The sequence below is a fragment of the Ottowia oryzae genome (genome assembly GCF_003008535.1).
Classification (GTDB): domain Bacteria; phylum Pseudomonadota; class Gammaproteobacteria; order Burkholderiales; family Burkholderiaceae_C; genus Ottowia; species Ottowia oryzae.
Genome location: NZ_CP027666.1, coordinates 3,435,656 through 3,456,312, shown reverse-complemented (window position 1 = coordinate 3,456,312; position 20,657 = coordinate 3,435,656). Strand labels below are relative to the sequence as shown.

Sequence of the window (20,657 nt, the reverse complement as noted above, 5' to 3'; positions counted from 1 at the left end):
CGGCCTGTTCCGGCAAGGTGCCGGCCAGTCAAAGGCTGAAAGCGTTCTTCAAAAGCGGGCGATCGGGGGCTTGTGTCTCCCTCATGACCCCAGCGGAAGAGCTGGCTGCGCGGCTGTACTGGTGGGCCGCTAGCCGTTGAATTATCGCACGGCACCGGCCAAGTGGTGGGGCGGGCGCGGCAAGGCCATCCGCGCGCCGCCAAGGCCACCGCCAAGAGCACTCGGCGGTGCGCCAGCCGCGCTGCGCGGCCAGGTCTTGTGCAAACGCCGATAATCGGCCCGCAACGGCCGCGCACAGCGCGCAGGCAACGCCAGCCGCGTTGCGCCGCATCTCCACCCGTTTTTTAAGCTTTTCGGTTGCCAGCGCCCGTCCAATGAGCGCGGACAGCTATTGATTTGAGAGTAAGCCATGGCCCAATACGTCTACACCATGAACCGCGTCAGCAAGATCGTGCCGCCCAAGCGGCAGATCTTGAAAGACATTTCGCTGTCGTTTTTCCCCGGCGCCAAGATCGGGGTGCTGGGCCTGAACGGCTCTGGCAAGTCCACGCTGCTGAAGATCATGGCGGGGATCGACAAGGAGATCGAGGGTGAAGCCACCCCCATGCCGGGCCTGGAGGTGGGCTATCTGCCGCAAGAGCCGGCGCTCAACCCTGAAAACACCGTGCGCCAGGAGGTCGAGCTGGCGATGGGCGAAGTCAATGCCGCCCGCGCACGCCTGGAGGAAATCTACGCCGCCTACGCCGAGCCGGACGCCGATTTCGACGCCTTGAGCGAGGAGCAGGGCAAACTGGAGGCGGTGATTGCCGCCGCCGGCACGGACAGCGAACACCAGCTGGAAATCGCCGCCGACGCGCTGCGCCTGCCGCCGTGGGACGCCGTGATCGGCAAGCTGTCGGGCGGTGAAAAGCGCCGCGTGGCGCTGTGCAAGCTGCTGCTGTCCAAGCCAGACATGCTGCTGCTGGACGAGCCCACCAACCACTTGGACGCCGAAAGCGTGGAGTGGCTGGAGATCTTCCTCAAGCGCTTTACCGGCACCGTGGTGGCCATCACCCACGATCGCTACTTCCTGGACAACGCCGCCGAGTGGATTCTGGAGCTGGACCGTGGCCACGGCATTCCTTACAAAGGCAACTACAGCACCTGGCTGGAGCAGAAGGACGCGCGCCTCAAGCAGGAGCAGCGCACCGAAGACGCCCGCGCCAAGGCGATGAAGAAAGAGCTGGAATGGGCGCGCGCCAACCCGAAAGGGCGGCAGGCCAAGTCCAAGGCGCGCCTGGCGCGCTTTGAAGAGCTGAGCGACTACGAATACCAGAAGCGCAACGAGACGCAGGAGATCTTCATTCCCGTGGCTGAGCGCCTGGGCCATGAAGTGTTCGAATTCAAAGGTGTGTCAAAGAGCTTTGGCGACCGCCTGCTGATCGACAACCTGAGCTTCAAGGTGCCGGCGGGCGCCATCGTCGGCATCATCGGCCCCAACGGCGCGGGCAAATCCACGCTGTTCAAGCTGATCGCGGGCGTCGAGCAGCCCGACTCGGGCGAAGTGACCATCGGCAAGACCGTGCAGATGGCGTTTGTCGACCAGCACCGCGATGAGCTGGCCAACGACAAGACCGTGTGGGAAGACATCTCCGGCGGGCTGGACATCATCACCGTGGGCAAGTTCCAGATGCCCAGCCGCGCGTACGCGGGGCGCTTCAACTTCAACGGGCAGGACCAGCAGAAGAAAGTGGGCATGCTGTCGGGCGGTGAGCGCGGGCGCCTGCACCTGGCCAAGACGCTGATGCAGGGCGGCAACGTGCTGCTGCTGGACGAACCGTCGAACGACCTGGACGTGGAAACGCTGCGCGCGCTGGAAGACGCGCTGCTGGAATTCGCCGGCAGCGTGATGGTCATCAGCCATGACCGCTGGTTCCTGGACCGCATCTGCACCCACATCCTGGCCGCCGAGGGTGACAGCCAATGGGTGTTCTTCGACGGCAACTACCAGGAATATGAGGCCGACAAGAAGAAGCGACTGGGTGAAGATGGTGCCCGACCGCACCGTGTGCGCTACAAGGCGCTGAAGTAAGCGGGACCAGCGCCAGAAGCTATGCAATAAATAGCAAAAAGGCCAGCGAATGCTGGCCTTTTTTTATGGCGGGACGGGCGCCCGGCGCCCAGCGCTCAGGCCATCGTCACAGCAGGCCCTTGATCGCCAGGGCGCCGACGCTCAGCACGCCGGCCTGCCAGCTCAGCAAGCGCATCCAGCTCAGCTGCCGGCTTTCCACGCCACGGTAGAGCAGCGCACCTGCGCCGACCGAGCAGGCCATCGCCACCAGCATGCCCAGCGCATTCACGGCGATGCCCGAGGGCCACAGCGCGCTCCACACCGCGTTGACCAGCAGGCACACGGCAAAGTGGATCAGGAAGATCGAATACGAACGCTGGCCAACCCAGGCCAGCGGCGCCCAGCGCGCGCGCCGCCACGCCTCGGGCCAATGCACGGCGCTGCAAACGGCCAGTGCCAGCGCCGCCGCCCACGCCAGCGCGATGCGGTCGCGCCACTCCAGCGTCAGCGCGATCGCGCCGCAGGCCAGCATGGCCGCCAGCCAGCCGCAGCGCGCCAGCACGTTCGGGCTGTGCGCGGCCCACCAGGCCATCATGCCCAGCGCATAGGCGCCCACGAAGTACAGCGCCCACACATCCAACTGCTCGGCCTGGTTCCACCACCACAGCGACGCGCAGCCCAGCGCGATCACGCCGAATTGCGCCAGCGTGGGCAGCGTGGGTGCCGCGCTGGTGCGGTCGGGCCCCTGGGCAGTGCCACCCAGGCGCAGGCTGAGCCAGAACCACAGCGCGCACAGGGCGAACAGCTGAAAGTCAATGGCCACGTACCACACGCCGGCCGACAGCGATTCCCACCCGCCGATGCTTTGCACCAGCAGCAGGTGCGCCAGGATCTGGTCCCACGTGGGCGCGTCAGACACCGATTCATGGTGGAAGCCGAATTCGCGCACCGCTTCGTTGACGAGGATCGTCAAGGCCAGCGCGGCGCAGTAGGGCAGGGCCAGGCGAGCAAACCGATGGCCGATCAGGCGCATCGGGTCGGTGGCGCGCGGCGCCCCGGCGGGCGCCAGCCCCCTGGCCGCCAGGTACCCGCCCAGCACCAGAAACACCTGCACGGCCATGCGGCCATAGTCGTAGAACCAGTCCACCAGCGCGGGCGCGCCGGGCCGCGCGGCATCCGACATGGGGCCGTAGAACGCCAGGTGGTGGCCGATGATCAGCAGGCAGGCCACCGCCTTGACCTGATCGATCCAGGCGTTGCGGGATGCGGCGGTGGCGGCAGGTGTCAGCGCGACGGGCGCGGTGGCCGATGTGACGCCGCTGGGCCGCTGGCCTGGCGCGCGTGCGTCAGGTGTAGAACGAGTGGAAAGGGTGGTGGTCGGCACCGCCGGCGCGGCGCAAGCGCACCTTAGTCCAACACTGGGAAGCCGCATGTCGTGACCTGGCTGTGGACTGCGTCGCTCAGCGGGCGGCGGCCTTCAGGCGCTGCACCGCCTTCATCGTTTCTTCGACGTGGCGCAGCGGGTCGCTGCCTTCGTGGGTGAAGGCGATCTTGCCGTCTTGCCCCACCACGTAAGAGATGCGGCTGGCCATGCCGGGCATGAGCGAAGCGGCGTCGTACGCGCGAATCGTCTTGCCGTCCGGGTCGGCTGCCACGGCGAATTGGTTGCGGCATTCCTCCACGCTGAATTTCTTCAGCGTGTCGATGTTGTCGCGCGACATGCCGACCACGCTGGCGCCCAACGCGGCAAAACGCGGCGTGGCTTCGGCGAAGGCGTTGGCTTCAACCGTGCAGCCCTGCGTGAACGCCTTCGGAAAGAAGTACAGCACCACCGGCCCTTTTTGCAGGGCGGCGGCCATGTCGAACGCAAACGGCTTGCCCGCCACCGCCGCCTCGGTCTTGAACAGCGGCGCGGGTGCGCCGGGCTTCAGCGCGGCCACGGCGTTGGCTGCCGCGCACGCGACGCACAGCGCCAAAGCGCTGCGGCGCAGCCAAGAAGAAGGTTGGGGGTTGGGTGGGGTCATGCTGCCTCCGATTCGGGGCGCGCCAAAGGGTGTGCAGGCGAAGGTGCTGCGGTGTGCCCAAACCGGAATGTTACGACCAAGCGCTGTGTCGATACGTTCGCAGAGGTTACCGATGCGGTTCGGGCCAACGGCGCTGCGCGCGGGCCGCGCCGCGCTCACAAGCCAGCGCCAAACCGCCCCGGATCAGGCAGGCCGGCACCCTGGCGGCGGCTGGCCTGCGCGGGCCGGGCGTCAGTTGCGGTCGGCTCTCGGTGCGCGAATGGGGCAGTAGCCGGGGGCGCAAGGCAGCGTGGGCGCAGCCACCAGCGCGTAGGGCTTCGCCGGGCGCTCTTCGATCAGCGTCATCGGCGGGTAGTAGGTCATCGCCGCAGGGGCGACGTAGCCGCCTTGCGCCGTGGGGCGCAGCGTGGGGTTGAAGCCGCCAGCGTCGGGCATGCCGCGCTCTTTCCAGGGCGAATTGGGCAGCACGTCGTCGTCGTTCACGGCGTCGGGGGCGGCGTGCGCCAGGCCGGTCATCAACAAAGCGGCGGAAATCAGCAGAATGGATTTTTTCATTTGGATGGCTCCCTCGGGCCGCCACCGGCTGCGGGTGGCGGGTGCCGGCGGATGGATGTGCCTGTCAGTGTAACGACTTGTCGTGCGCGGCCCCAGCCGCAGGGCAGCCGAAAAAAGCACACCGTGTGGCGCGGGCCGCGCCGCGCGTTGCCGGCAGGCCACAATCGGCCCCATGAACGCCGACAGCCCCGCACCAAGCCAAGCCCTCAGCCCCGGCGCGCGCCGCCCTTCCATCGCCGTCGTGGCCACGGGCGGAACGATTGCGGGCGCCGGCACGGGCGGCGACGGTGCGCCGTCGGCCGCTTACCAATCCGCCGTGGTGTCGGCCGATGCCCTGCTGCGCGGCGTGCCCGCGCTGAACCGGCTGGCCGCGCTGCGGGCCGAGCAGCTGTTTCAGATCGATTCGGCCGATTTCACCGACGAGCACCTGCTGCAGCTGGCCCGGCGCGTGGCCGCGCTGTGCGCGCAGGACGACGTGGACGGGGTGGTCGTCACCCACGGCACCGACACGATGGAAGAGTCGGCGTACTTCCTGCACCTCACGGTGCCCACGCACAAGCCCATCGTGCTGACGGGCGCCATGCGCCCCGGCACCGCGCCCGCCGCCGATGGCCCGGCCAACCTGCTGCACGCGGTGGCGGTGGCGGCCCACCCGGGCAGCGCGGGGCGGGGCGTGCTGGTGGTGATGAACGAGCAAATCCACAGCGGCCGCGACGTGGCCAAAGTGCACAGCATGCGGCTGGACGCGTTTGCCTCGCCCCACGGCGCGCTGGGCCTGGTGCTGGAAGGGCAGCCCCGCTGGTACCGCGCTGTGGTGCGTCCGCACACGGCGACCAGCGAATTCGACATTCGGCAGATCACCGGCGCGCTGCCGCTGGTGGGCGTGGTGGCCGGGCACGGCAACATGCGCGCCGAGATTTTTGAGGCCTGGGTGGCCGCCGGGGCGCGTGCCATCGTGCATGCGGGCTTTGGCGGCGGCACGGTGCCCGACTACCTGAAGGCGCTGCTGCCGGCGCTGCGCGGGCGCGGCGTGCAGGTTGTGCGCGCCGCCCGCGTGGGCGACGGCCCGGTGATCCGCAACGCCAATTTCGACGATGACGCGGCCGGCAGCGTGGTGGTGGACGACCAAAGCCCGCAGCGCGCGCGCCTGCTGGCGGCGCTGTCGCTGGCGCGCGGGGACGATGCGGCGGCCATGCAACAGGCGTTCTGGCGCTACTGAAGGCGAAGGCGCGGCGCTGCGCCTTGATGCCCAGTGAACAGCGCCCGGCGATCAGTGCATAACTATCAAAAAGATAGCTGCTGGCGCTTATCTGGCTAGCGCCAGCGGCTTGTTTTATTCATAAATTCGCATCACGCCGGGCGCTTGGCCAGCAGGCGCTTGCGCACCAGGTCGATGTTGTTGCGCAGCGCGAACAGCTCGTCGGCGTGCGCCAGCGGCACGGCGATGCCGTTGGCCACGCGGTCCAGCTCGTCCAGCTCGTCGAGCAGTTCGGTGCGCTCGCCCGTGCCGTTGTCCAGCTTGTCCTCGATCGCGCGCAAGCGCGCGTACCAGCGGAACACGCGGCGGCGCACGCGGAAGGTGTACAGCGGCGGCACCACGCGCGACAGCGGCAGCAGCAGCACGATCAAGCCGCCGATCACCAGCCACATGCGGTCCAGCAGGTTGCTGGCCCAGAACGGCAGGTAGCGCTGCCAGAACGGGGGCGCGCCGTTGATGGCGCGCTCGCCCTCGGGGCTGACGGGCAGCTCGCTGGTGCGGGTATTGGGGAATTCGCGCGTGCCGTTCAGCCAGCCCGCGCGGCTGTGGATGGTTTGCGCGGCCTGGGCAAACAGCTGGCGCAGCGCGGGGTGCGTGTCTTCGCGCGACAGCAGCGAGGTGGTGGCCGCCAGCAGCGTGACGTCGTGCGGCGGCACGTCGGCGGCCAGATCGGCCACGCCGCGCGGCAGCGTCACCGTGCGCAGGAAAGGAAAGCGGCGCGTGTACGCGTCGGCCTGGGCCAGCTCCAGCACCTGCACGCCGGGTGTGCGAAGCAGCTGGCGCACCACGGCCGATTGCGGCGCGCTGGTCAGCACCAGCGCGTCCAGCTGGCCGGCCAGCAGCGCCTGCGCGGCGGCGTTGGGCGCCAGGTGGCTGAGCGGCATCTGCTCGGCATGCAGGCCGTTGGCGCGCAGCAGGCGCTGCATCAGCTGCGGCACGCCGCTGCCGGGCTGGTCCACGTTCAGGCGCAGGCGGCTGATCTGGGCGATGGATTGCGGCGCCAGCGGGGGCGCGGGTGTGACTGGCGGCGTGGTGGCCTGCGAGGTGGTGGCCTGCGAGGTGTTGGCCTGCGGCGGGCGGGTGCCTTGGCGCGATGCGCCGGGAGCGGTGCCGGACGCCGCCTGCCGTGCGGTCGCTGCGGCAGGTGATGAAGCGGGTGATGTGGCGGGTGATGTGGCGCCGGCGGCGTTGACCGTTGCCGCGCCCGGTGCGGCGCCTTGCCCGTCGCCCGTCGCCAGCAGCGCCTGGGGCCGGTAGAAGATCCACAGCGGCTCATAGAACAGCGCGCCCAGCGACTGCAGGCTGGCGTCGTCGTCAGCGGGTGCGGCGGCCTCGGGCGCGCTGGCGCCGGACGCGGGCATTTCGGGCGGTGCCAACCCCGAGCCGTTGGCGGTGGCGGGCGCCGCGCCGCTGCCGCCGCGCACAAAAGCCACGTCGGCCTGGCCGTCGCGCAGCAGCTGCAGGTTGGCGACAGAGCCTTCGGTGGGGATCAGCTGTACCGTGATGCCTTCGCGCGCCAGCGCCGCTGCGTAGCGCTTGCCAAATCCCGCGTACGCGCTGCCTTCGGGCCCGGTGGCCAGGCGCACGGTCTTGGGCGGCTGCGGGTCCAGCCACCAGTACGCGGCCACCAGCAGGCCGACGGCCAGAAAAGCCACCGGCCCGGCCGAGGCCAGCATGTCGCGCACCGCCAGCACCCACAGGGTGAGGGTGCGCCGCAAGGGTCCGATCATGTTTGCAGTGCCTTTCTGGCCATCAGCGCAGGTGCAGACTGCGCGGGCAGCTATTAAACCCGTAGCGATTCTAGCGGTGCGTCAGGGGCTGTCCACCGCGCCGCGCGGGCGCAAGGGTCTTCGGTGCGGGGCGGTGCGTGTGGGCGCGGGTGTGCAGGGCGTCTTCGCCGTGAACGTCTTGCGGTGGACTCTAGGCGAGGACTGGCAACGCCTAGGCGCGCGCGATCGCCGAAGGGTGTCAAAGCGGCCGAGCGGCCCGAGCGGCCCGAGCAGCTGTAAGGCGCCGCGGTGCAGCGTTCTAAAGGGCAACGGCCGCCAGGGCGCGCGGTGGATACACGCTGGCGCGGGGCGCAGTGCGGCGCCACCGCGCTGCGTCAGCGCTCGTCACCCCGCCAAATCGCGCGCCGCAGGCAGCCACAGATCGCCCACGCGCAGCGCGCTGGCCGCGCGCACGGCGTTGGCGCTGGCGCGCGCGGTGACTTCGGCGGCCAGGATGCACAAGGTGTTGAAGTCCAGCGCGCCCGCCTGGCCCGTGGCCAGTGCAAACAGCGTGTCGCCGTCGCTCATCGTGTGCACCGGGCGAATCGCGCGGGCCAGGCCGTCGTGCCCGGCGCCGGCCAGGCGCTGGCATTGCGCCTTGGTCAGCGTGGCGTCGGTAGCGATCACGCCGATGGTGGTGTTGGTGCCCGCCAGAATGGCCTGCGGCGCCTGGCCGGACAGCACCGCCGCCACGCTGCCGCGCAGCGCTTGCCCGTCGGCGGTGCGGGCGCCCGCAATGGGTTGGCCGGTGCCGCTGTCCACCACGTCGCCCAGCGCGTTGACGGCGATCAGCGCGCCCACGGTGACGCCCTGCAGCGTGATGGACGCGGTGCCGATGCCGCCCTTCATCGCGTGCGCCATGCCAAACAGCTTGCCCACGCTGGCGCCCGCCCCCGCGCCGATGTTGCCCTGCGCCAGCGCGGCGCCCGTGCCCGCGTGGGCGGCGTCTTCGCAGGCGGCCCAGCCAGCGTCGGCGCCGGGGCGGATGCGCGCGTCGCCCACGTGCAGGTCGAACAGCACCGCCGCGGGCACGATGGGCACGCGCTGGCCCGGCGCGGTGCCCACCGGCAGGCCGATGCCGCGCCCGTCCAGCCAGCGCATCACGCCGGCGGCGGCGTCCAGCCCCCAGGCGCTGCCGCCTGACAGCAGCACCGCGTGCACCACGCCGACCAGGTTGGCGGGGTTGAGCAAGTCGGTCTCGCGCGTGCCGGGCGCCGCGCCGCGCACGTCCACGCCGCCCACGGCGCCGGCTTCGGCCAGCACCACGCTGCAGCCGGTGGGCCGCTCGTGCAAGGTGTGGTGGCCCACGGAAATACCGCGCACATCGCTGATGGCGCCGGGGTGCAAAGGGTTGACGTTGGCTGGTGGCATAAGCGGCTTGCGGCTGGTACGGGGCGATGCGCCGGGTTGAGAAGGTGGCAAGTGGCTGCGTGGCTCAGGCGTCGCTTTCGGGGCGCCGGCCCTGACGCTGTGTCAGTTCTGGCTTACGCCGGGCCATTGTGCGCCCGCGGCGGCCTGGGCGCTCTGCTGGGCGGCCTAGCGGTTTGCACAGGCTGGGCCAGGGCATGGGTGGTGCGTAGGCAGCGTTGGCGTTCAGGTATGAAATCGTGCTCTGGCGACCTGCCAATCTGCGCTGGCAGCTATCACTGCGATAGCGGATTTGCAGGTATTTCGCGCCGCCGCGCGCTCCCGGCCGACCGCGTTGGGCAGATCGCGTGCAGCCCGCCCACCGCGCCCGTGGCGCAGAAAGATTGACGCAGCTCAAAGCCCTGGCCGCCGCCGCGCCGGGGCAGGGGCGCAGCCATCACCGGCGCAGCCACCCGCTGTGCCGCCCGCCACGTACCCAAAGCAGCGCGGCTGGCACCTGCACGGCATCGCCCGTCGCGCGACAATCCAAGGTTTTGCCACCGTTCACCCACCCGCCGTGCCCCTGTCTACGCCTGCCCCCCGTTCCCACCTGCACAACCGCCACGTCGTTTACCGCGGCTACCGCCGCGAGGACGGCCTGTGGGACATCGAAGCCGAGCTGCGCGACACGAAGACGGGCGATTTCACCGTCAGCAGTGAGCGCGTGTGGCGCGGGGGCGAGCCGATCCACGGCATGGCCATCCGCCTGACGGTGGACAGCCAGGCCGTGGTGCGCGCCATCGAAGTGGCGATGGACGACGTGCCCCACGGCGCCTGCCCGGCTGCGGCGCCGCCTATGCAGCGCATGGTGGGCAGCAGCCTGGCGCGCGGTTGGCGCCGGTCCATCGACCAGCACCTGGGCGGCATCGAAGGTTGCGCGCACCTGCGCGAATTGCTGTTCAACATGGCCACCGCCGCGTTTCAGACGATGGTGGACGCCGTGCTGCCCGCCGACGCGCCGCCGCCCTTTCTGGGCAAGTGCAAGACCTGGGACTTCGACGGCGAGACGGTGCAGCGCATCTACCCCATGTTCTACCAGCGGCGGCATGAGCGGGTGGCATAGCGCGCAAGCCAGGGTGTGCGCGTGCACCGGCAAAGTTGATAGTAAAAAGTGCCTCTGGCGCCCTGTGCACCTGCGCTGGAAGCTATCAAAATTCTAGTATTCTGTGCGCCGCCTAACACCGGCCTTGTGGCCCGCGCGCGGCCTGATGCCGGTGGCGCCGCGCAGGTGCGGGGCAGGGCGCCCCTTTCAGGCATTGCAAGCTTTTCAAGCACTTCCAAGCATTTTCAGGAGCACCGCATGGTCGACATCACCACCGCGCCCTGGGGCATTCTGGTTCTGCGCCTGGCCTTGGGCGCGCTGTTTCTGGCGCACGGGCTGCGCAAGCTGCTGGTGTCCAAGCCCGCGGGGGTGGAGGGCTACTTCCGCTCGCTCGGCCTGCCCGGCTGGGTGGGGCTGCTGACCATGGCGGCCGAAATCCTGGGTGGCGTGGCGCTGCTGCTGGGTGTGTGGCCGCGCTACGTGGCGCTGGCGCTCACGCCGATGATGGTGGGCACCATCGTGCTGGTGCACGGCAAGAACGGCTTTGTGTTCGACAACAAGGGCGGCGGCTGGGAATACTCGGCGCTGTGGTCGGTGGCGCTGGTCGCGGTGTTCTTGCTGGGCGATGGGCCTTTCGCCCTGTGCCCGTCGCCTAACTGGTTCTGAGCGGCGCCGAAGCCGCCTCAGCGCCCGCGCAGCAGGTCAGCCACCAGAAAAGCCAGCTCCAGGCTTTGTGAGCCGTTCAGGCGCGGGTCGCACGCGCTGGTGTAGTTGGTCTGCAGGTTGTCGTCGGTCAGGTTCTGGCCGCCGCCGCGGCATTCGGTGACGTCCTGGCCCGTCAGCTCGACGTGCAGGCCGCCGGCCACCGTGCCTTCTTGCGCGTGGGCGGCAAAGAATTCGCGCACCTCCTGCACGATGTTGTCGAAATCGCGCGTTTTAACGCCGTGGCGGGTGGTTACGGTGTTGCCGTGCATCGGGTCGCACGCCCACACGGCCGGGTGGCCCGCGTCGCGCACGGCGGCCAGCAGCGGCGGCAGGTGCGCGGCCAGCTTGCCCGCGCCCATGCGGGTGATCAGCACGGTGCGGCCGGGCTGGCGCGCCGGGTCGATGGCGTTCAGCAGCGCCAGCACGTCGGCGGGCGTGGCCTGCGGGCCGATCTTCACGCCCACCGGGTTGGCGATGCCGCGCAGGTATTCGATGTGCGCGCCGTCCAGCTGGCGGGTGCGCTCGCCCAGCCACAGCATGTGGGCCGATCCGCCGAACCAGTCGCCCGTGTCTTGCGCGCGCAAGCCGTCGCCGCGCCGCGTCAGCGCCTCTTCATAGGGCAGCAGCAGCGCCTCATGCGAGGTGTACACCGCCACTTCGCGCAGTTGCGCCATGTGTTGGGACGTGAAGCCGCAGGCCGCCATGAAGGCCAGCGCTTCGCTGATGCGGTCGGCCAGCGCCTGGTAGCGCTGGCCCTGGGGGCTGTGGCGCACGAAATCGGCCGTCCAGGCGTGCAGCTGGTGCAGGTCGGCAAAGCCGCCCTGGGCCAGCGCGCGCAGCAGGTTGAGCGTGGCGGCGCTGGCCGAATAGGCGCGCAGCAGCCGTTCGGGCTGGGGCGCGCGGTCGGCGGCGGCGAAGGGCGCGCCGTTGATGATGTCGCCCCGGTAGCTGGGCAGGGTGACGTCGCCTTGCGTTTCGGTGTCGGCCGAGCGCGGCTTGGCGAACTGCCCGGCGATGCGCCCCACCTTGACCACCGGGCGCGCGGCGCCGTAGGTCAGCACCACGGCCATCTGCAGCATGACGCGGAAGGTTTCGCGCGCGGCGGCGCCGTCCAGCGTGTCAAAGCTTTCGGCGCAGTCACCGCCCTGCAGCAAAAAGGCGCGCCCGGCCGCCACTTCGGCCAGCTGCGCGCGCAGCGCCCGCACTTCGCCCGCGAAGATCAGCGGCGGAAACTGCGCCAGCTGCCCGCACGCGCTGGCCAGCGCCTGCGCGTCGGGGTAGGTGGGCATCTGCCGGGCCGGGTGCGTGCGCCAGCTGGCAGGGTGCCAGGCGGAAGGTGGCGTGGTTGCGGCGGGGGCGTTGGGCGGCGGCATGGCGTGGGCTCAGAGCTGAGTATCAAAACAAGGGCCAGCGCTGGTGCGGTCTGCGCTGGCAGCTATACGAAGCATAGCATTCGATGGCGGAGGCAGGGGCGGTGATGGCCGCTTTTCGGCCCCACGGTCTTGGCCAGGCTGCGCAGGGCGTGCGCGCCGCTGCGGGTTCAAGCGGCACGCTGTTCGGCGCGGCGGTGGATGCATTGGACGGATTCAAGCAGCCCGCGCAGCCGGCGCTCAAAGCCACTTCTGCATCAGCAGCGCGTTGCCTTCGGCCGGGTCGAGCACGTAGGGCACGAAGCCGAAGCTTTCGTAGCTGCGCAGGGCGCGGCGGTTGCCGCTCAGCACTTCCAGCGTCAGTTTGCAGCAGCCGCGCTCTCGCGCCAGCGCTTCGCAGGCGGCCAGCAGAGCCTGGCCCACGCCACGGCCGCGGTGCGCCGACAGCACGGCGACGTCGTGCACGTTCAGCAGCGGCTTGGCCTTGAAGGTGGAATAGGCCTCGAACGTGTTGATCAGGCCCACGGGCTCATCGCCCAGCCAGGCGATGAAGCTGGCCGCGGTGGGCCGCTGGGCCAGGTCGTCGCACAGGCGGGCCTGCACGTCGTCGGCCAGCGCTTCGCCGCCGCCCATCGGGTCCATCGCGTAGGCGTTCAGCAGGTCGACCAGCGCGCGGCGGTCGGCGGGCAGCGTGTAGTCCACGCGGCGCACGGCCAGCGTAGGGGAAAAAGGTGCGTGGGGGGCGGCGGGGGCGTTCACGGGCGATCAGGGGGCAAAGTGAGGCGCTGCGCGCAGCGGCGCAGCAGCGTCTGGACGAAGAAAAGCGGCGCGGCCGAAGGGCCAGCGCCGCCAGAGTAAGGCGCGGGTTTACTTGGCCGCAGCGTCGGGTTTGGCCGCTTCGGGCTTGGCGGCATCCGACTTGGCCGCGTTGGCTTTGGCGGCTTCTGCCTTGGCCGCATCGGCCTTGGCGTCGCGACCGGCCGTCATGGCGGCGCCGATGCGGCCTTTGTTGGCCTTCACGTACGCCATGTTGGCGGCGTTGGTGCCCGCGTCGGCAGGCGACTTGGCATTCGCCTGCACGGCCGCACCGGCGCGGTTCAGCGCGATCATGGTCATGATGTAGTCGCGGGCGGTGATCTGGTTTTTCTCCAGCACGCTTTTGGCTTTCGGGTCGGCGTTCAGGCCGTTGGCAATGTCGTCCAGCGTCTTGGCGTCCCCGTGGTTGCTGCCCTTGATCTTCTCGCGGCGGGCGTCTTGCACCACGCCGAAGGCCCGGTCCAGGGTATCAGCCTTGATCGTGTACTCGCGCAGCGCCTTTTCGTCTGCGGGCGGCAGCTTTCCGCTTTGTTGCGCCAGGGCGGGACCTGCCAGCGCGCCCAGTGTGCACAGGGCCACCAAAAATACCTGGGCGTGGCGCCGCACGGTGTACGAAGCAGTACGCAGGGCGGCGGCGTGGCGGGATACAACGGAAATCGACATGAGAAAAAAACCTTGGGAGATCGGCAAAGGCTTCAAGCCTAGCCGGGGCAAAGGGTGGGAGTGTGAACGGGTGTAACCGCGCCCTGCGTCGCCACGCCGAGCGGGTGCCAGGCACAGCACGCCAGACACGGCGCCAGCCGCGTCAGGCCGCGAAGTCTTCCACCGGCAGGCAGCTGCAGAACAGGTTGCGGTCGCCGTAGACATTGTCCACCCGGCCCACCGGCGGCCAGTATTTGACGCTGCCGGGCAGGCGCTGTGCCAAGGCCGCGCCCACGTCGCGCGGGTAGGGGTGCGGCCAATCGGCGGCCATCAGGCTTTCGGCGGTGTGGGGCGCGTTTTTCAGCGGGTTGTCGTCCTGGGGCCACTCGCCTTGCTCGATGCGGCGGATTTCGTGGCGGATGGCGATCATCGCGTCGATAAAGCGGTCCAGCTCTTGCAGCGTTTCGCTTTCGGTGGGCTCCACCATCAACGTGTTGGCCACCGGAAAGCTCAGCGTAGGCGCGTGAAAGCCGTAGTCGGCCAGGCGCTTGGCCACGTCTTCGGCCATCACGCCGCTGGTGTCTTTCAGGCCGCGCAGGTCCAGGATGCACTCGTGCGCCACGTGGCCGGGGCGGCCGTCTTGACCTTCGCTGGCGTACAGCGTGGGGTAATGCTCGGCCAGGCGCTTGCTGATGTAGTTGGCGCTCAGGATGGCGGTTTCGGTGGCGTGCTTCAGGCCGGCGGCGCCCATCATGCGGATGTACATCCAGCTGATGGGCAGCACGCTGGCGTTGCCGTAGGGCGCTGCGCTGACGGGGCCGACGCGGCCGGCGGGCGTGGCCTGGGCTTCATCGCCCTGGCCGGGCCGCGTGGGCAGGTAGGGCACCAGGTCTTCCACCACGCACACGGGGCCGACGCCGGGGCCGCCGCCGCCGTGGGGAATGCAGAAGGTCTTGTGCAGGTTCAGGTGGCTCACGTCGCCGCCAAACGCGCCGGGTGCGGCCACGCCGACCAGGGCGTTCATGTTGGCGCCATCCACGTACACGCGGCCGCCGTGCTGGTGCACGATCTGGCACAGCTCCTTCACCTGCGTTTCAAACACGCCGTGCGTGCTGGGGTAGGTGATCATCACGCAGGCGAGCTGGTCGCGGTACTGTTCGCACCGGGCGCGCAGGTCGTCCAGGTCGACGTTGCCGCGCTCGTCGCACTTGGTCACGACCACTTTCAGGCCCACCATTTGCGCGCTGGCCGGGTTGGTGCCGTGCGCGCTGCTGGGAATCAGGCACACGTCGCGCTGCGCATCGCCGCGCGCGGCGTGCCAAGCCTTGATGGCCAGCAGGCCAGCGTATTCGCCCTGGCTGCCCGCGTTGGGCTGCAGGCTGACGTCGGCGTAGCCGGTGATGGTGGACAGCCAGCGGCGCAGTTGGCTGTCCAGCTCGGCGTAGCCTTTCTGCTGGTCGGCGGGCGCAAAGGGGTGCACGTTGGCGAACTCGGGCCAGGTGATGGGGATCATCTCGCTGGTGGCGTTCAGCTTCATCGTGCAGCTGCCCAGGGGGATCATGCTGCGGTCCAGCGCCAGGTCTTTGTCAGACAGCTGGCGGATGTAGCGCAGCATGCCGGTTTCGCTGTGGTGGCTGTTGAACACCGGGTGCGTGAGGTAGGCGCTGGTGCGACGTAGCTCGGCGGGCAGCAGGTCGGGCGCGGTGCCTTCCAGCGCGGCGAAGTCGGGCAGCGGCTGGCCGTTGGCGAACACCGACCAAAGCAGCTCGACGTCAGCGCGCGTATGCGTTTCGTCGAACGACACGCACAGGTAGTCTTGCCAAGCTTTTCGCAGGTTGGCGCCCGCCTGTACAGCGCGGGCAGCTATTGAATCGGTAGCGTCATCGGTTTTGAAGCACACCGTGTCAAACGCCGATGCGTGGTGCGTGGTGGCCAAGCCCAGTTGCTTCACGCCGGCCGTGAAGATGCTGGTGAAGCGCGCCACGCGCTGCGCGATGCGCTGCAGCCCCACGGGGCCGTGGTACACGGCGTACATGCTGGCCACCACGGCGGGCAGCACCTGCGCGGTGCAGATGTTGCTGGTCGCCTTTTCGCGGCGGATGTGCTGCTCGCGCGTTTGCAGCGCCAGGCGGTAGGCCGGCTTGCCGTGCACGTCCACGCTGACGCCCACCAGGCGCCCCGGCAGGCTGCGCTTGATGGCGTCTTTACAGGCCATGTAGGCGGCGTGCGGGCCGCCTGCGCCCATGGGCATGCCCAGGCGCTGGGTGCTGCCCACCACGATGTCGGCGCCCATCTCGCCGGGCGACTTGACCAGCGTCAGCGCCAGCAGGTCGGCGGCGAAGATGGCGGCCGCGCCCTTGGCGTGGACCTTGTCCACCTCGCTGCTCCAGTCGGTCAGCCAGCCGCTGCTGCTGGGGTACTGGATCAGCGCGGCAAAGTAGTCGTCGGCGGCGACGGCCGCGGCCCACTCCTCGGCCGAATTGGCCAACTTGACCGTCAAGCCCAGCGGCGCGGCGCGGGTTTGCATCACCTCGATGGTTTGCGGGTGCGCGTCGCCGCTGACCAGGATCACGCTGCCCTTGGCCTTGACCGACCGGCGCGCCAGCGTCATCGCCTCGGCGGCGGCGGTGGCTTCGTCCAGCATCGAGGCGTTGGCGATGTCCATGCCGGTGAGGTCGGTCACCATGGTCTGAAAGTTGACCAGCGCTTCCATGCGGCCCTGGCTGATCTCGGCCTGGTAGGGCGTGTAGGCGGTGTACCAGGCGGGGTTTTCCAGGACATTGCGCAGGATCACGCCGGGGGTGTGGCAACCGTAGTAGCCCTGGCCGATGAAGCTCTTGAGCAGGCGGTTCTGGCCGGCGATCGCTTTCAGCTCGGCCAGCGCGGCGGCCTCGGTGGTCACGGGCGGCAGCGCCATGTCGTCGCTGCGCGCGATGCTGCGCGGCACGATGGCGTTAATCAGCGCCTGGCGCGAGGGCTCGCCAATCACGGCCAGCATCTGGCGCTCTTCGTCGGGTGTCACGCCGATGTGGCGCGCGATGAATTCGCCAGCGTTCTCCAGCTGGCTCAAATCGGTGGGGGTGGCGGTAGCAGGGGCGGCGGACATGGCGCGGATCTCCAGGCAAAGCGTTGGGCAAGGCGCGCCGGGCGCGCCAGCCCAAGGGCCGCGCGCGCGGTGCGCCTCACTCAGCGTTCTGCGTGGCGATCAGGCGCCGGCAAAGGCCGTGTAGGCGGCTTCGTCCATCAGGGCGGCCACTTGCGCCGGCTCGGACAGGCGCACCTTGAAGAACCAGCCCGCGCCGGCCGGGTCGCTGTTGGCCAGGCTAGGTTCGCCGCGCAGGGCTTCGTTCACTTCGGTGACTTCGCCGCTGACGGGCATGTACACGTCGGCCGCGGCCTTCACGCTTTCAACCACACCCGCCACTTCCTTCTGGGCGTAGGTTTTGCCCACTTCGGGCAGGTCGACGAACACGACGTCGCCCAGCGCATCCTGCGCGTGCTGGGTGATGCCGACGGTGGCGATGTCGCCCTCCACGCGGATCCATTCGTGGTCTTCTGTGTACTGGGTGGTCATGGGTTTTGCTCCGAAAATAAGAGCTGCTTGCGCAGGTTGTGCAAGGGCTGGCGCCCGGTTTCTATCAAAAAACGAAATCAGCCGCGGTGGTAGCGCGGCGGCAGGAACGGCATGGCCGACACCACCATCGGCACGCCTTTGCCGCGCACCATGGCGAACACCTCGGTGCCGATGGCGGCGTAGTCGGCGCCTACGTAAGCCATGGCAATCGGCTGGTCGAGCATGGGGCTGAGCAGGCCGCTGGTCACCTGGCCGATGGCTTGTCCGTCCAGGTTTTCCAGCGCGGCCGGTTCGCGCACCGGAATGCGTTCCTTGGCGATCAGGCCGACGCGGCGGCGCGTGGGGGCGCTTTCGCCGCTCAGCTGCGCCAGCACCCGCTCTGCACCCGGAAAGCCGCCTGCGCGTTCGCCCCCGGTGCGGCGCACTTTCTGGATGGCCCAGTTCAGCCCCGCTTCCACCGGCGTGGTGGTGGTGTCGATGTCGTTGCCGTACAGGCACAGGCCGGCTTCCAGGCGCAGCGAGTTGCGCGCGCCCAGGCCGATGGGCAGCACCTCGGGCTGCGCCAGCAGGGCGCGCGCGAAGGCTTCGGCCTGCGATGCGTGCACGGAAATCTCGAAGCCGTCTTCGCCCGTATAGCCGCTGCGGGTGATGTACAGGCTGCCGCCGTTCCAGGCGAAGGGCGCGCCGGTCATGAATACCAGCGCTTCGACGCCTGGCACCACGCGGGCCAGCGCGTCCACCGCTTGGGGCCCTTGCAGCGCCAGCAGCGCGCGTTCGGGCATCGGCAGCACCTGGCAGCGCTGACCGATGCGGGCATGGATGTGGGCGATGTCGCCGGCTTTGCAGGCGCCGTTGACGATCAGGAAAAGCTGCGGGCCGGGGCCTTCGCCCTCGGCGCGCGGCAGGGTTTCGCCGGTGGTCGCAGGGTCGCCCCAGTTGACGAACATCAGGTCGTCGATGATGGTGCCTTCGTCGGTCAGCAACAGGCCGTAGCGCTGCTTGTGCAAGCCCAGGCCCAGCACGTCGACGGGCAGCAGCGTTTCCAGTGCGGCGGCGGCGTCGGCACCCACCAGCTTGAGCTGACCCATGTGCGAGACATCGAACAGCCCGGCGCTGGCGCGCGTGTGCTTGTGCTCGGCCATCAAGCCGGTGGGGTACTGCACCGGCATGCTGTAGCCGGCAAAAGGCACCATGCGCGCACCAAGCGCGACATGCAGGTCGTACAGCGGCGTTTTCAGCAGGTCGGAAGGCGGCGTGGCGGACATGGGCGGGCTCCAATGCACAAGAAAAGCATTTGCGCGCGAAGCCCTCAACGGGCGGCGCGCACCGGGAACCCTGCTGTCCGCTTTACCTGAGAGATTCAAGGCAGCGCACTGCGCGCGCGACGCCCCTTGCCCCTTCGGTGGGCGGCGCTGTCAAACTGCGCCGCCTCTCTCCAACAGAATCTAGTTTCGTCAGTCCTTTTGCCTGAGCGTTCAGCCTTCGGCGGCGCTGTTTCGCGGCGCTCTCTCCTGACGATTCGGCAGTATATCGCCGGTCTGCGGGGCTTCCGCTTGGGTTACTTGAAGCCCATCATGTGCGGCAACCAGGTGGACAGGGCCGGCACGAACGTCAGCAGCAACAGCACCACGCCGTGCGCCCAGAGGAAGGGCACCAGCTCGCGCACCAGTGCCGACATGGACACCCGCGAGACGTTGCACGTCACGAACAGCAGGCCGCCGACGGGTGGTGTGATCATGCCCAGCGTCAGGTTGACGATGACGATCATGGCGAAGTGCACCGGATCGATGCCCATCTGCACGGCGACCGGCGCGAGGATCGGCGCCAGCACCATCACGCCGGGCAGTGGTTCGATGAAGATGCCGAACAGCAGCAGGAAGATGTTCACCAAAATCAGGAACGCCACGGGCGAAAGATGCATGCTGACCAGCCATTCGGCCAGCTGCTGCGGGATGCCTTCGATGGTCAGCACCCAGGCGAACGACGCCGAGAAGCCGATGATGATCAGCACCGAGGCCGACAGCAGCGCAGAGCGCGCCAGGATGTCCGGCACCGCCTTCCAGGCCAGCGTGCGGTAAACGAACTTGCCGCACACCAGCGCGTAAAAGACCGCCACCACCGAAGCCTCGGTCGGCGTGAACCAGCCCGCGCGCATGCCGCCCAGGATCACTACTGGCAGCAAGATGGCAGGCAGGGCGCGCCACGTGGTCAGCAGGATTTCGCGCAGGGGCGGCAGCTGGCCTTCGCCCTTGTAGTTGCGCTTTTTGGACACGCGGTAGTTCACCACGCACATCGCCACCGCGATCAGGATGCCGGGGATGATGCCGGCCGCAAACAGCTGACCCACCGACACCTTGTCGTCCTGCAGGGCGTAGATGATCATGATGATCGACGGCGGAATGATTGGCCCCACGATGGCGGTGGCGGCTGTGAGCGCGGCGGCGTAGGAGCGGTCGTAGCCGGCCTTGTCCATCATGCGGATCATCATCGCGCCAGGGCCGGCTGCGTCGGCCAGCGCCGAGCCGGAGATGCCCGAGAAGAACGTCAGCCCAACCACGTTGGTGTAGCCCAGGCCGCCGCGCTTGTGACCCACGAACTGGCCCGCAAAGCGCAGCAGCACTTCGGTCAGGGAGCCGCCGCTCATCAGCTCAGCAGCGAGGATGAAGAACGGCACGGCCATCAACGGGAACGAGTCGATGCCGGTGAAGGTTTCCTTCAGCAGCACCATGAGCGGGTAGTTTTCGGCCAGCAGCAAGGTGGTGGCGGTGGCCAGGCCGAGGGCAAAGGCCACGGGCACGCCTATTGCCAGATAGACGCAGGCCGAAACGATGAGCAAAACGCTGGGGTCGAACATGGCTCGGCCCCTTACAGCGATGCCGACGCGTTGGCGTCGAAATGCTCATCGGCGGCGAACTCGCGCCCCAGCACGTAGCGCCTGGCGATGAAAGCCCCGTGCACGATCAACAGGATGCCGCCAATGGGCATGGCCGCGTAGATGTACGCAAACGGAATCTGCGTGACCGCCGTCAGCTGGAACAAGGTGCGCTGCATGTAAAGCCAGCCGTACCAGACCATGAAGCCGAAGAAGGCCAGCAGCAGCACGGCGACCACGGCGCGCATGACAACGCCACCGCGGCGGGGCAGGGCGTCCTGCAGGTTCTCTACCGCGATGTGCCCGCCGTAGCGCAGCACCAGGCCCGCGCCCAGGAACGTCAGCCAGATCATCATGTGGCGCGACACTTCCTCGGCCCATTCCAGAGATTCATGCGTGGTGTAGCGCATGACGACGTTGGCGAACACGATGACCGACATGGCGGCCAGAAGCAGGATCAGGATCCAGCGGTTGATGGCGACGAAGGCGCGCTCGAAAGTCTGCACGGCGGGCTACCGGTTGAGGGTTCAAAAGCAAGCCGCCCGGCGCCTGGCGTGGCGAACGGGCGGCTCT

The 20,657-nt window shown here is 68.8% G+C and carries 17 protein-coding genes and 1 riboswitch; of the genes, 4 read left to right on the top strand and 13 right to left on the bottom strand.

From position 1 onward, the window contains the following. Window positions 1-409 precede the first annotated feature (409 nt). Window positions 410-2,071 carry an energy-dependent translational throttle protein EttA gene (gene ettA / locus C6570_RS15790; protein WP_106704062.1) on the top strand — a complete coding sequence of 554 codons (1,662 nt, stop codon included), beginning with the start codon at window positions 410-412 and terminating at the stop codon, window positions 2,069-2,071. A gap of 106 nt (window positions 2,072-2,177) precedes the next feature. On the opposite strand, the gene C6570_RS15785 is transcribed toward ettA, so the two are convergent. From C6570_RS15785 to C6570_RS15775, 3 genes are all read right to left on the bottom strand, one after another. Then, entirely contained in the window at window positions 2,178-3,434 is a 1,257-nt protein-coding gene (locus C6570_RS15785; RefSeq protein WP_425437893.1) for an acyltransferase family protein, read from the bottom strand. A 76-nt stretch (window positions 3,435-3,510) separates the two neighbouring features. Further along, a complete protein-coding gene (locus C6570_RS15780; protein ID WP_106704060.1) occupies window positions 3,511-4,074 on the bottom strand; it encodes a peroxiredoxin in 564 nt (187 codons plus the stop codon). A gap of 231 nt (window positions 4,075-4,305) precedes the next feature. Next, window positions 4,306-4,629, bottom strand: a complete 324-nt coding sequence (locus C6570_RS15775) for a hypothetical protein (protein WP_106704059.1) — start codon at window positions 4,627-4,629, stop codon at window positions 4,306-4,308. Between the two features lie 172 nt (window positions 4,630-4,801). Here C6570_RS15775 and C6570_RS15770 point away from each other — a divergent pair, with 172 nt between their 5' ends. Further along, window positions 4,802-5,848: an asparaginase gene (locus C6570_RS15770; protein WP_106704058.1), complete on the top strand. Its 1,047-nt coding sequence runs from the start codon at window positions 4,802-4,804 to the stop codon at window positions 5,846-5,848. A 131-nt stretch (window positions 5,849-5,979) separates the two neighbouring features. On the opposite strand, the gene C6570_RS15765 is transcribed toward C6570_RS15770, so the two are convergent. After that, a complete protein-coding gene (locus C6570_RS15765) occupies window positions 5,980-7,617 on the bottom strand; it encodes a TAXI family TRAP transporter solute-binding subunit (RefSeq protein WP_245896223.1) in 1,638 nt (545 codons plus the stop codon). 384 nt (window positions 7,618-8,001) lie between these two features. Beyond that, a complete protein-coding gene (locus tag C6570_RS15760) occupies window positions 8,002-9,027 on the bottom strand; it encodes a P1 family peptidase (RefSeq protein ID WP_106704057.1) in 1,026 nt (341 codons plus the stop codon). Window positions 9,028-9,580: 553 nt separating this feature from the next. On the opposite strand from C6570_RS15760, the gene C6570_RS15755 reads away from it, so the two are divergent. Both C6570_RS15755 and C6570_RS15750 read left to right on the top strand, forming a co-directional pair. Continuing rightward, window positions 9,581-10,126, top strand: a complete 546-nt coding sequence (locus C6570_RS15755) for a DUF2889 domain-containing protein (protein ID WP_106704754.1) — start codon at window positions 9,581-9,583, stop codon at window positions 10,124-10,126. Window positions 10,127-10,363: 237 nt separating this feature from the next. Continuing rightward, entirely contained in the window at window positions 10,364-10,771 is a 408-nt protein-coding gene (locus tag C6570_RS15750; RefSeq protein ID WP_106704056.1) for a DoxX family protein, read from the top strand. Window positions 10,772-10,788: 17 nt separating this feature from the next. Here the strand turns inward: C6570_RS15750 and C6570_RS15745 are convergent, their stop codons facing one another. The 8 genes from C6570_RS15745 to C6570_RS15710 all read right to left on the bottom strand — a co-directional run bounded on the left by C6570_RS15745 (window position 10,789) and on the right by C6570_RS15710 (window position 20,590). Beyond that, window positions 10,789-12,183 carry a class II 3-deoxy-7-phosphoheptulonate synthase gene (locus tag C6570_RS15745; RefSeq protein ID WP_106704055.1) on the bottom strand — a complete coding sequence of 465 codons (1,395 nt, stop codon included), beginning with the start codon at window positions 12,181-12,183 and terminating at the stop codon, window positions 10,789-10,791. 237 nt (window positions 12,184-12,420) lie between these two features. Further along, window positions 12,421-12,939, bottom strand: a complete 519-nt coding sequence (locus C6570_RS15740) for a GNAT family N-acetyltransferase (RefSeq protein ID WP_245896222.1) — start codon at window positions 12,937-12,939, stop codon at window positions 12,421-12,423. Between the two features lie 108 nt (window positions 12,940-13,047). Beyond that, window positions 13,048-13,659 (bottom strand): hypothetical protein, encoded by a 612-nt coding sequence (locus C6570_RS15735; protein WP_106704054.1) that lies wholly within the window; start codon window positions 13,657-13,659, stop codon window positions 13,048-13,050. A gap of 142 nt (window positions 13,660-13,801) precedes the next feature. Further along, window positions 13,802-16,744: an aminomethyl-transferring glycine dehydrogenase gene (gcvP, locus tag C6570_RS15730; protein WP_106704053.1), complete on the bottom strand. Its 2,943-nt coding sequence runs from the start codon at window positions 16,742-16,744 to the stop codon at window positions 13,802-13,804. A 99-nt stretch (window positions 16,745-16,843) separates the two neighbouring features. Then, window positions 16,844-17,212, bottom strand: a complete 369-nt coding sequence (gene gcvH, locus C6570_RS15725) for a glycine cleavage system protein GcvH (RefSeq protein ID WP_106704052.1) — start codon at window positions 17,210-17,212, stop codon at window positions 16,844-16,846. Window positions 17,213-17,289: 77 nt separating this feature from the next. Next, window positions 17,290-18,477, bottom strand: a complete 1,188-nt coding sequence (gene gcvT / locus C6570_RS15720) for a glycine cleavage system aminomethyltransferase GcvT (RefSeq protein WP_106704051.1) — start codon at window positions 18,475-18,477, stop codon at window positions 17,290-17,292. Between the two features lie 63 nt (window positions 18,478-18,540). Beyond that, window positions 18,541-18,661: riboswitch (glycine riboswitch) on the bottom strand. 109 nt (window positions 18,662-18,770) lie between these two features. Continuing rightward, on the bottom strand, window positions 18,771-20,066 hold the full coding sequence (locus C6570_RS15715; protein WP_106704050.1) for a TRAP transporter large permease: 1,296 nt from the start codon (window positions 20,064-20,066) through the stop codon (window positions 18,771-18,773). Window positions 20,067-20,077: 11 nt separating this feature from the next. After that, the gene (locus tag C6570_RS15710; protein WP_106704049.1) at window positions 20,078-20,590 is read right to left on the bottom strand and encodes a TRAP transporter small permease; all 513 of its coding nucleotides are present in this window, start codon (window positions 20,588-20,590) and stop codon (window positions 20,078-20,080) included. Window positions 20,591-20,657 lie beyond the last annotated feature (67 nt).